Origin of the sequence: Arcobacter sp. F155 (assembly GCF_004116455.1) — a bacterium.
Taxonomy (GTDB): domain Bacteria; phylum Campylobacterota; class Campylobacteria; order Campylobacterales; family Arcobacteraceae; genus Halarcobacter.
Genome location: NZ_PDJU01000005.1, coordinates 95,134 through 107,448, shown reverse-complemented (window position 1 = coordinate 107,448; position 12,315 = coordinate 95,134). Strand labels below are relative to the sequence as shown.

Below are 12,315 nucleotides of genomic sequence, written 5' to 3'. Positions count from 1 at the left end.
TCCTATTTTAGGTTTTAGTTTCCTGCTTTTTCGTCTAATAATTTAGTAATTACTTTTTCTTCAATCATAGACATTTTAATTGCTGGTAAATAACCTGCATCTTGGTATTGCTTTAATACTTCTTGAGGGTTTTGACCAGTTTGCATCGCTTCATAGTAAATTACTTGAGTAACTTCTTGATCAGTTACATCAATCTCTTCAGCTTTTGCTAAAGCATCTACAATGAAAGTAGCTTTTACTGATTTTTCAGCATCTGCTTTTAATTCATCTCTGATAGCTTCAACTTTAGATGCATCTTCTTGTAATTCTTTGATTTCATCTTCAGACATAGTTCTTACTTTGTTATTTAAAGAGTAGTTAATCTCTTGGTCAATAACAGAAGAAGGTAATGCGAAATCAATTTTTTCAACTAATTTATCTAAGAATGCAGGTTTTAACTCATCTCTATAGTAAATAGCTTTTGCTTCACCAGTGATTTGCTCAGCAATTTTTTCTTTTAAAGAATCAATTGTTGCATCTTCTTCACCTGGTAACATTTTCTTAGCTAATTCGTCATTTAATTCAGGAGCAACTTTCTCTTGAATTTCATGTAAAGTTACTTTAAATGTAGCTTCTTTACCAGCTAAATCTTTTTGTTGGTAAGATTCTGGGAAAGTTACAACAACATCTTTTTCTTCTTCATATTTCATACCGATAACTTGCTCTTCAAATCCTGGGATAAATGCACCAGAACCAATTTCTAATGGATACTTCTCAGCTTTTCCACCTTCAAATGCAACACCGTCTACGAAACCTTCAAAGTCGATAACTGCGAAGTCACCTTCTCTAACCATTCTTTTTCTTTTGATTTTTTCTAATGGTGCAGATTGTTTAGCAATCTCTTCTAATCTTGCTTCAACTTCTTTTGCGTCTGCTTCTTTTTTATCAACTGCTGGAATTAATGATTTATAATCACCTAATTCTACTGCTGGTTTGCAAGCAACTTTGATTTCTACTTCAATAGAACCATCTTCTTTTTTGTCATATTTACCAAATGTTGGCTCACCAATTAAGTCTGCATTTTCGATTTTTAACTCAACTAAAGCATCAGTTAATACAGCTCTTACTGCTTCACCCTCTGCATCTTCTGTTAATTTATCAGCATATCTTTGTTTTACAACAGCAACTGGTACTTTACCTTTTCTAAAACCTTGAATATCCATAGTCTTAGCAGCTTGTTTAGCTACCTTGTCTACGTTTTTTTCAATTGTTTCTTTAGAGATTGTTGAAGTGATAACTGCATTAGCTTCGTCAACTCTTTGTGCGTTAAATTCCATTAAATCTACTCCGATTATTTTAATTTTAGTCGTGATTTTATCTAAAAGTTACTTGGGATAATATAAAATACAAAAACTAAGATTTTATGAGGGCTTATAATTGCAATTTCTTTATCCAAATGTACTATTTTTTATGTTAATTCCTATTATTATTTTAATGTTTCTAATTACTACAAACAAAGATAAGTTTCAAAGGTTTTTTGACAAAGAAGCATTGGCAAAACTATCTGTTAAAAACAGATACATGACAAAAACAACTAGAAACATACTTTTTTTTCTAGTACTAATACTAATGACTATTTCTCTTGCAAGACCTGTAATAAATGAAAAAGAGCATAAAATAGACCAAGAAACAGTATCTTTTGTAATAGCTTTAGATGTTTCAAAATCGATGCTTGCAACTGATATTTATCCAAATAGATTAAGTCTTGGAAAAAAGAAGATTTTAGACATCATAGATTATGCGAAACAAAACTCTATAGCAGTGGTTTTATTTGCTAAATCCTCTTTTATACTTTCTCCTATAACTCAAGACTTCAACTCTTTAAAAATACTTGTAAATAGACTTGATACTGGACTTAACTTTGACAATGGCTCAAATATTTTCTCAACATTAGAAGTTAGTAAAAAGCTTCTAAGAAATGTAAAAGATAAAAACCTTATTTTAATAACTGATGGTGCAAATAAATCAGACTATAAAAAAGAGATTGAATATGCTAAAAAGAACAATATTAGAATCTATACTTTAGGATTAGCTACAAATAAACCTACTCCTATCAAACTTCAAGATGGAAACTTTTTAACTAAAGATGATGGTTCAATTGTAACTGTTAAACTAAATGAAGATATTAAGCAACTTTCATTGAATACAGATGCTGCATATATAAAATACTCAAACTCAAGTGATGATATAAAGCAAGTTATAGATGATATAAATATAACTTCAAAAAAACAAAAACAAGAATCAAGAAATTTCAAAACCTACACAGAGCTTTTTTATTATCCTTTAGCTTTAGCTCTTTTTATTTTACTTATTGCTTTTTCATCTAGACCAAAGTTATCTGAGATATTTAAAAAGAATAAAAACCTTGCTCTTTTAGCTTTAGTTCTGTTCTTCTCAAATAGTTCTCTAAAAGCTTTTGAGTTTGACTTTAAAACAATAAATAAAGCAAATGAACACTATGAAAAACAAGAGTATGAAAAAGCCTCTAAAGAGTTTAGAAAAGTAGCTAAAACTCCTGAGTCACACTACAACTTGGGAAATGCACTATATAAACAAGGTGAATACAAAAAAGCTTTAATGCACTATAAAAATGTAGTCTCTTCAAATCAAGAGTTAGAGTATAAAAAGCTTCATAATATGGGAAACTCTTATGTAAAATTAAATGACTTACAAAATGCAAAAAGAGTTTATGAAAAAGCTTTAAAAATAAAAGATGATAAGCAAACAAAAGAGAACCTAGAAGCAGTATTAAAAGCCCTTAAAGATAAGAATAAAGACAAACAAAATCAGCAAAATAAAAATAACCAAAACCAGTCTAAAGATGGTGACAAAAAAAATCAAGATAATAAAAAACAAGAACAAGACAAAAGTCAAAAAAATAAAGAAAAGAATAAAGATTCTAAAGAAGAAAAAGAAAAACAAGATAATAAAAATAGTGAAGAAAATAGCTCACAAAAAGAGCAAAAAAATCAACAAATAAAACAAAATCAATTAAGTGACGCAGAAGAAAAAAAGTGGCTGAAAAAACTAGAACAAGCAAAAGAAGTTCCAGTTATGCTTAAAAAGTTTGATTCCAAAGAGCAAAGTGATGACACTTCAACTCCTTGGTAAGATATAAAAGACTAATAAAAATTAGTAGTCTGCAGTTTTTCTCATTTGCATTAACTCTTTTTGTACTGAGATATTAATATTTTCATCAGCATCAAAGTTTAGTGCATAGTTTCTTCCATCATAATCAACAGAGTTTAAGATGATTTTCATAGCTTCAAGTCTTGCTTTGTGTTTATCATCACTTCTAACAATATGCCATGGAGCTGCTCTTGAAGATGTTCGTCTAAGCATCTCGTACTTTTTCTCAGAGAATTCTGACCATAAATCTTGTGCTTGCATATCTACTTCTGAGAATTTCCATTGTCTAAGAGGGTCATTGATTCTTCTATCAAATCTTCTTTTTTGTTCATCTTTAGAAACAGAGAAATAAAGCTTGATTAAAATCATTCCTTGTCTTACTAAATCTTGCTCAAAATTTACAACGTCTTCCATGAAAATTTCATACTCTTCTTTTGTACAAAATCCAAAGATAGGCTCAACCATAGCTCTGTTATACCAAGACCTATCAAATAGTACCATCTCTCCACCAGTTGGGAAATGTTGGATATACCTTTGTAAGAACCATTGATTTCTTTGTGTTTCAGTTGGTTTACCTAATGCAACAACTCTATAGTGTTTGTTGTTCATATATCTAGTGATTCGTCTAATCGCCCCACCCTTACCAGAAGCATCTCTTCCTTCAAAAAGAATAATCATTCTTTTGTTTTCAGATTCAAGATAGTTTTGTAGTTTGATTAGCTCAATTTGATATTTTTTTAACTCTTCTAAGTCATAGATTTTTTGAATCCCATCTCTTAAAGTCTCTGGGTCTAAATCTTTGAAGTCACCTAAAATAGTTTTTAAATTTTTATTTTCTTCATATAACTCTTGATATTTTTTATCAAAGTTTTTTTCTGTAATTGGTGTTTTTACAGTCTCTTCTTCTTTTTCAACTACAATTGAGTCTTTAAACTTCTGCATTAAAGTAAGTGCAGTTTTTTTAGTAAGGTTATCTTTTTTTGTATAACCTAATACTTTTACATATCTTTTTTTATTATATTGAAATCTTGCTATATATTTTTTTCCAAAAGTTGGGTGTGCAGCTTTTGAAATATATAAACCACTATATTCTGTTTTATCAAAATCACTTAAATTCATTACAACTACGCCTTTGCAAATTTATTTTGTTTTTCCATATACTCTAACTCTTTTGTTCCAGAAACTAAAGTATCTTTATCGATTTTTATCTCTTTTAAATCAATCTTATTTGGATAATCAACTTGTGTTAAAATATGTTTGATACAGTTGATTCTTGCTTTTTTCTTATTATCACTTTTTATAATTGTCCATGGTGCAAAATCAGAATTTGATGACATAAGCATCGAGAACTTAGCAACTGTGTATTTATCCCAAAGTTTTTGAGACTCTTTATCTACAGGAGAAAGTTTATACTGTTTTAAAGGGTCAACTTCCCTTTTTTTGAATCTTCTTGCTTGTTCTTTTTTAGATACTGAAAAGTAAAATTTAAGAAGAATAATTCCAGATTTTACAAGCATTTGCTCAAACTCAGGAACCTCTCTTAAAAACTCATGGTGTTCTTCAGAAGTACAAAATCCCATAACTGGCTCAACACCAGCTCTGTTGTACCAAGACCTATCAAAAAGTACAATCTCACCTGCACTAGGTAAATGTTTAGTATATCTTTGGAAATACCATTGTGTTTTTTCAACATCACTTGGTTTTTCTAAGGCAACTACTCTTGCACCCCTTGGATTTAGGTGTTCTGTGATTCTTTTGATAGTACCACCTTTTCCAGCAGCATCTCTACCTTCAAAAATCATAAGAACTTTTAGTCCCTTTTCTTTTACATGGTTTTGAAATTTTAGAAGTTCAATTTGAAGTTTTGTTAACTCCTTTTCATATTCTAAAGTCTCTTTTTTAACCCAGATTTGAACTTTTTTACCTTTTGTTTTTAACTCTTCTCTTTTTCTTGAATAGTTGTTTGGTAAATGTTTGTCACTCTTTTGAGTATCAATCTCTTCTTCGTCTTTAAATTCTTCATTTATGATATTTCTATCTTGCCCCATTGTTCTTCCAACTTATAATTATAATCTTGATTTATATGCATTATATCCAAAATTATTTACAATTTGGTAACAACCCTTTTTATTTTTTATTACTAAAGATGGTAACTTAATTCCATTGAACGTTGTAGTCTTTACCATAGTGTAGTGAATCATATCTTCTAAAATAATTTTATCGCCTACTTTTAGGAGCTCATCAAAGGAATAATCTCCGATAATATCACCTGCTAAGCAAGTATTTCCTCCAAGATGATATGTGTGTTTTTTTTCATTGGCAAGACCTGAATTTCTAATATCTGCTCGGTATGGCATAGCTAAAGTATCAGGCATATGAGCTTCAGCTGAAGTATCTAAGATGGCTATTTGCATTTGATTTTCTACAATATCTAAAACAGTTGCCATAAGGTAACCTGTTTGCCAACCTACAGCTTCACCTGGCTCTAAGTAAACTTCTAAATGAGGGTATCTTTCTTTGAACTCTTTTAATAGTTTTATTAAACCTTCAACATCATAGTCAGCTCTTGTGATATGATGTCCTCCACCAAAGTTTACCCATTTCATTTGTGCTAAATATTCACCAAAGTTTTCTTCAAAGTTAGCTAAAGCACCTTGTAGTGCATCTACATTTTGCTCACAAAGAGCATGAAAATGTAGACCTTCTACTAAATCTAGCTTATCACCTTGGAAGTTTTTCTTTGTAATTCCAAGTCTTGAATATGCACCACAAGGATTATATAAATCAACTTCTACAGAAGAGTACTCAGGGTTTACCCTAAGACCAATAGAAGTTTTTCCATGTGCTTTTTTACCATACCTTTCAAGTTGTGTAAATGAGTTAAATACTAAGTGATTAGAAATATCTATAATCTCATCTATCTCTTCATCTTTAAAAGCTGGGCTATAAGTATGAACTTCTTTTTGAAACTCTTCTTTTGCTAAAAGTGCCTCATGTAATCCACTTGCACAACAACCGTGAAGATACTTTCTACAAAGCTCAAAACTAGACTTTAATGCAAAACCTTTAAGGGCAAGTAAAATTTTTACATCTGCTTCATCTTGAACTTTTTTTAGTAACTTTAAATTGTTTTCTAGAAGCTCTTCTTCACATATAAATGCTGGACTTGGTAACTCTTCTAGTGAGTTAAAAGTTTGATTTTCCATTTGATTGTTTCCTATGAAATAGTAAGTTTTATTTTGATTTTTCTTGATTCTGAAGATTAAGATATTTTATTCAAAAACAAGGCTTGAAAAGTATAAAGGGAGGAATTTACTCTTAGTAAATGACTCTCTTTATATCTTTTTGTAAACGAAGTTTTTGGAAAAAAGAATTAATCTAGTTCTAATATTTTCCAAGGAAGACCTTGCGTCATTAGTTCATCCATAAATGGCTTCGCATCAAACTCTTCAATATTGAACACACCTTTACCATCCCAGATACCTTTGTATATCATCTTAGTTCCAATCATAGCTGGAACTCCTGTTGTATATGAAACTGCTTGTGCTCCTGTCTCTTTGTAACACTCTTGATGGTCACAAACATTATAGATGTAAACTTTCTTTTTCTTCCCATCTTTAATACCTTCAATGATACAACCAATATTTGTTTTACCAACTGTTCTTGGTCCTAAACTAGCTGGGTCAGGTAATAATGTAGTTAAAAACTCTATTGGAGTGATTTCTACACCTTTGTGCATTACTGGTTCAATACCTAACATACCTACATTTTGTAAGCAGTTCATATGTTGGATATAAGAATCACCAAATGTCATAAAGAATCTAATTCTTTTTAAACCTTTAATATTTTTAGATAACGACTCTAACTCTTCATGGTATAAAAGATATGAAGGTTTAACTCCAACTTCTGGATAATCATGGTCAACTCTGATTTCTAATGGCTTTGTTTCAATCCACTTTCCATCTTCCCAGTATCTTCCGTTTGCAGATACTTCTCTTAAGTTGATTTCTGGGTTAAAGTTTGTAGCAAAAGGATATCCATGGTCACCTGCATTACAATCCATGATGTCAATATAGTGAATCTCATCAAATAAGTTTTGTTGAGCGTATGCACAAAATACACCTGTAACACCTGGGTCAAAACCACTTCCAAGTAAAGCTTTTACACCTGCTTTTTCAAACTGTTCATGTCTAGCCCATTGTTCTTTGTACTCAAACTTAGCTTCGTCTGGATGTTCATAATTTGCTGTATCTACATAGTCAACACCACATTCAGTACAAGCATCCATGATTGTTAAATCTTGATAAGGTAATGCTACATTTAAAACAACCTTTGGATTAACCTCTTTAATTAGACTTACTAATTGAGGAATATCATCAGCATCAACTTGTGCAGTTTGAATTTCAACTCCAAGTTTATCTTTAATATCCATTGCGATTGAATCACACTTTTTAACCGTTCTTGACGCTAGTGTAATTTTTTCAAATGTATCAATATTCATAGCACACTTAACTGTAGCAACTCTACTTACTCCACCTGCACCAATGATTAAAATACCTTTTTTCATCTATTTTTGCTCCATATTTTTAAATTGAATATCTGTTTTTTTAATTGCGTTTATCATTGCATCACAAATCTTATTTAATTCTTCATTAGTAATTGTATAAGCAACGATTGAATAAATTAGTTTTCCAAATGGTCTTATCCATACACCTTGATTTTGGCACTCATCTTGTATAAACTGAGCGAAATCAGGGCTATGAAGTTCTACAACACCAATTGCACCAATTGTTCTAATATCTTTTACGATTTCTACTTCTTCTAAAGTATTTAGTTTTTGAGTAAATATTTTATTGATATTTGAAACTTTTTCTTGCCAGTTTGACTCTAATAATAAATCAATACTGGCATTTGCCACACTACAAGCTAAAGGATTTCCCATAAATGTTGGACCGTGCATAAGTACACCTATTTCAGAGTTTGAAATAGTATCGCTTATATGTTTTGTTGTACACATTGCAGCAAGTGTCATCATACCACCTGTTAGGCACTTTCCTATTGTAATGATATCTGGTACTACATCTGCATGTTCACAAGCCCACATCTTACCTGTGTGACCAAAGCCTGTTGCTATCTCATCAGCAATGAAAATTATATCATATTTTGTACATAATTCACGCAACTTTTTTAGATAATCAGGCTTATGAATCCTCATACCACCTGCACCTTGAACTACTGGTTCTAGTACTATACCTGCTACTTCATGGTGATGTTCTTCTATTGTTTTTTCTATATCTTCTATACTTGTAAAGATATTGTTTGGTAAGTAGTTTCCATACAATGAGTGCATACTATTGTTTGGGTCACAAACTCCCATACAACCTAAAGTATCTCCATGGTAAGCATTTTCTAGGGAAATAAATTTATCTACATTTTTCCCTTTTGCTTTTTGGTATAAAATAGCTGTTTTTAGTGCTACTTCAATACTAACACTTCCACTATCTGCTAAAAATACACTAGGTAGACCTGTAAGCTTTGCTAACTTTTCACAAAGAAGAGATGCAGGTTCGTGTGTAAGTCCACCAAACATAACATGAGGCATAATATTTGCTTGTTTTTGTAAAGCCTCTACTAGCTTTGGATGGTTGTATCCGTGGATTGCACTCCACCATGAGCTCATAGCATCTATAAGTTCAGTATCATCTTCTAAGACAATAGTTTGTCCAAAAGTTCTCTTTACTGGTAGGATTTTTGTTTTCGTTGGCAATGAGTTGTAAGGGTGCCAAGCGTGCTTTTTATCTAATTCTATATAATTCATAAGTAATATTATATATAAAAAGTGCTATGATTCCACTTTATTTACTGGGGATGACTTGGTATCGATTAGAGCAGTGAGGATCAGTTGCATGTCGGCCTGAACATGCCGTTACGCGGTTCATTTTTTTTAGACGCAAACAATACTGATTACGCTCCAGCTTACGCAAAAGCTGCGTAAGTTTTAACAAACTTATAGGACTCGCCTTAGGGCTTGAGACCTCGGAGGCTCACACTACTGATTCTATCTAAGTAGATTTAGTGGGTTCACCCAAGATAGATTATCATCTTAGAGTTGATTTGGCTAATTTGAGACACTTTTAAATCTTAGCTTCGCAATTGTTTTGCGGGTTGAGCTGTTGTGAAGTGAAATTTTTCAACCCTTCTAAGCATGTAGACGCTGGTAGTAGCTGTTTTAAGACTCCGGTTCAATTCCGGACATCTCCACCAATATTAATAATTATACTTTCTATTTTATTCTAAAAGGTTCGATATAATCGAACTTTAACATTCTTAATCATTCTATCCCATTCTTTTAGTTTTTAATAATTTCTAAGATTTATTACGGTAATCTTTACGGTAATAGCAAAAGTTCAAAAATGGATACCGTATAAATGCCGAAAATTGTAAAACCTCTAACAGATAAAGAAATTAAAGCTGCTAAACCTAAAGAAAAACAATATAAATTAAGTGATGGACAAAGTTTATATTTAATTATTAAACCTAATGGAACTAAATTTTTTAGATTTGATTTTAAATTTGAAAATAAAAGAAAATCTATGAGCTTTGGAGTTTATCCAGATGTTTCACTTAGTGAAGCAAGAAAATTAAAAGATAATACAAAAGAACTTTTAAAACAAAATATCAATCCTATATTAGAAAAAAATATATCTTTAGAAGATAGTACTAACACTTTTAAAAACATATCAGAAAAATGGCTTTCTAAAATGAAAAATGAATGGGTTGATAAAACATACATTAAAGTTGAGAATGTTATTAGAAATCATGCTTATCCATATATTGGTAACAAACTTATTGAAGATATTACAAGAACAGATATATTAAATATTATAGATAGAATGAATACCAAAGAACTTCATGGTTCTGCTGAGAAGATGATGAGCAATTTCAATAGAATTTATAAATATGCAGTAACTTATAATTATGTAGAGCATAATATAATTGCTGATATTGACAAAAAAAATATAATCGTTTCAACAAGTAATAATCATATGAGTGCAATTATAAAAGAAAATGAAATAAAAGAATTACTTGAAGATATCAATAACTTTGAAAACTTGTATAAAGCTAGTATTACAACAATAGTAGCATTAAAACTGGCTCCTTATGTAGCTTTAAGACCTTATAACTTAAGAGCCTTAGAATGGAATGAAATAAATTTTGAAAAAAAAGTTATAGATATACAAGGTGAAAAAATGAAAACTAAAAAAGATTTTATTTTACCTTTGTCAAAACAAGCAATTGAAATATTAAAGATGATTGAGCCTTTTTCAGCTCACAAAAGTAAATATGTATTCCCATCACCTGTTTCTAACTTAAAATGTTTAAGTGATGCAACACTAGGACATGCATTAAAAAAACTAGGATATCAGAATAGACATACTACGCATGGATTTAGAAGTACATTCTCAACAATAGCACATGAAAAAATAAAAGAACATGGATTTAATAGTGATATTATTGAATCATGTTTAGCTCATGAAGAAAAAAATAAAATTAAAGCTGCCTATAATAGAGCTTCAAAAATGAAATATTTTGAAGAGAAGAAAGAACTAATGCAGTGGTGGGCTGATTGGTTGGATAATATTAAATTAGTTTAAAACTGATAAATAAGTATCAATTTCCTTTATTTAAAAAAGAATTTAAAAAATTTACAATATAATTTAATGAATTAGTCTTATAAACATCTATTTTATGGTATATTAATTTAGTAAAAGATTTAAAAAATAATTTAAAAAGAGTATAGATAATATATGCTTTTTTTATATAAAAAGGTTACGAATGTACACAACTCCAGTTATACCACAATCTGAACAGCATCCTTTAAAGCAAGAGATACTTAATAAAGCGGAACGTATTATAATTGAGAGTGCTAAGTTAACAGGAAATTTAAATATTCATATAATTAATGCAATAAAAGAAAATTTGCGGACTATAAACTCTTATTACTCAAATAAAATTGAATCAGAAGGTACTCATCCTATTGATATTGAACGTGCAATGAAAAATGAATTTTCACAAGATGATAAAAAGAAAAGTATGCAACAATTGTCATTAGTACATATTGAGGTACAAAAATATTTAGAAACAACACTAGATATCTCATCTAAAGCATATTCATTAGAAAAAATACTAGAGATTCATAAAGAATTTTACTATAAAAAAGAAATGAAATATGCACTAAATATTAAAAATGGTGAGTTAGAAATAGAAATGATACCTGGGGAACTAAGAGAAGGTTATGTACGAGTTGGAGAACATATCCCACCTCAAAGTGATGAATTAATAGCTTGCTTCAATGAATTTGAGATGTTATATAATCAATCTAGGAACTCGACACACACAATGAAACTAATCTATGCTTTATGTTCTCATCATAGATTAACATATATACATCCATTTTATGATGGAAACGGAAGAGTGTCTAGACTTTATTTAGATTACTTATTGTATCACTCTGATATTCAAGGTTATGGATTATGGAATATATCAAGAGGACTTGCTAGAAATCAAAAAGAGTATAGAAAATTTTTATCATTAGCAGATGAAAAGTTTAGTGGATATAATGATGGAAGAGGACCATTAACATTAAAAGGACTTGAAAACTTTTTAGAATTTATGTTAGATATTGCATTAGATCAAGTATTATTTATGAGTGAATATTTAAAGTTAGATTCTATGGCAACAAAAATAAAAGCTTATGTTGAACTATCACAAAAAAAATTAATTCATAATGTCAAACCTCTACCAAAAAACTCAAATAAACTGTTAGAGTATTTATTGGTTCATGGAGAAGTAACTAGAGGTGATGCTCAAGAAATTTTAGGAGTAAGTGCACCTAAAGCCATATCTATTGTAAAAGAGTTACTAGAAGAAGATTACTTACAAACAGATAGTCCTAGAGGAAAATTAAGATTTAAATTAAATAGTAAATTATCTAACTATCTTATACCTGATTTATTTGAAAATTAAATAAATAGACCCATTCTTAAAATATACGTCATAATTGAATATTCATTATTATTCAAAAAATGATTCCTTTTAGTTTCACTATATAATAAGTAATTATTTTATAAATCTATAATATAATTA

Annotated in this window: 9 protein-coding genes and 1 other RNA gene; 4 read left to right on the top strand and 6 right to left on the bottom strand. The window is 29.9% G+C overall.

Features of this window, described 5'->3' with window-relative positions; translation table 11 throughout:
* Positions 1–14 precede the first annotated feature (14 nt).
* Positions 15–1,316 (bottom strand): trigger factor, encoded by a 1,302-nt coding sequence (gene tig, locus CRV03_RS07070; RefSeq protein ID WP_129084449.1) that lies wholly within the window; start codon positions 1,314–1,316, stop codon positions 15–17.
* Between the two features lie 100 nt (positions 1,317–1,416).
* On the opposite strand from tig, the gene CRV03_RS07065 reads away from it, so the two are divergent.
* Positions 1,417–3,150: a VWA domain-containing protein gene (locus CRV03_RS07065; protein WP_129084448.1), complete on the top strand. Its 1,734-nt coding sequence runs from the start codon at positions 1,417–1,419 to the stop codon at positions 3,148–3,150.
* 21 nt (positions 3,151–3,171) lie between these two features.
* Here the strand turns inward: CRV03_RS07065 and ppk2 (CRV03_RS07060) are convergent, their stop codons facing one another.
* The 5 genes from ppk2 (CRV03_RS07060) to bioA all read right to left on the bottom strand — a co-directional run bounded on the left by ppk2 (CRV03_RS07060) (position 3,172) and on the right by bioA (position 8,986).
* Entirely contained in the window at positions 3,172–4,287 is a 1,116-nt protein-coding gene (gene ppk2, locus CRV03_RS07060; RefSeq protein ID WP_129084447.1) for a polyphosphate kinase 2, read from the bottom strand.
* Positions 4,288–4,292: 5 nt separating this feature from the next.
* On the bottom strand, positions 4,293–5,216 hold the full coding sequence (gene ppk2, locus CRV03_RS07055; RefSeq protein WP_129084446.1) for a polyphosphate kinase 2: 924 nt from the start codon (positions 5,214–5,216) through the stop codon (positions 4,293–4,295).
* Positions 5,217–5,234: 18 nt separating this feature from the next.
* Positions 5,235–6,374: a carboxynorspermidine decarboxylase gene (gene nspC / locus CRV03_RS07050; protein ID WP_129084445.1), complete on the bottom strand. Its 1,140-nt coding sequence runs from the start codon at positions 6,372–6,374 to the stop codon at positions 5,235–5,237.
* Between the two features lie 167 nt (positions 6,375–6,541).
* On the bottom strand, positions 6,542–7,735 hold the full coding sequence (locus CRV03_RS07045) for a saccharopine dehydrogenase family protein (RefSeq protein ID WP_129084444.1): 1,194 nt from the start codon (positions 7,733–7,735) through the stop codon (positions 6,542–6,544).
* A complete protein-coding gene (gene bioA / locus CRV03_RS07040; protein ID WP_129084443.1) occupies positions 7,736–8,986 on the bottom strand; it encodes an adenosylmethionine--8-amino-7-oxononanoate transaminase in 1,251 nt (416 codons plus the stop codon). It abuts the gene before it with no gap.
* 46 nt (positions 8,987–9,032) lie between these two features.
* On the opposite strand from bioA, the gene ssrA reads away from it, so the two are divergent.
* The 3 genes from ssrA (at position 9,033) to CRV03_RS07025 (ending at position 12,195) form a co-directional block, all read left to right on the top strand.
* Positions 9,033–9,432: a transfer-messenger RNA gene (gene ssrA, locus CRV03_RS07035) on the top strand.
* A gap of 164 nt (positions 9,433–9,596) precedes the next feature.
* Positions 9,597–10,823, top strand: a complete 1,227-nt coding sequence (locus tag CRV03_RS07030; RefSeq protein ID WP_129084442.1) for an integrase arm-type DNA-binding domain-containing protein — start codon at positions 9,597–9,599, stop codon at positions 10,821–10,823.
* Positions 10,824–11,004: 181 nt separating this feature from the next.
* Positions 11,005–12,195 (top strand): Fic family protein, encoded by a 1,191-nt coding sequence (locus tag CRV03_RS07025; protein ID WP_129084441.1) that lies wholly within the window; start codon positions 11,005–11,007, stop codon positions 12,193–12,195.
* The last annotated feature ends 120 nt before the right edge of the window (positions 12,196–12,315 follow it).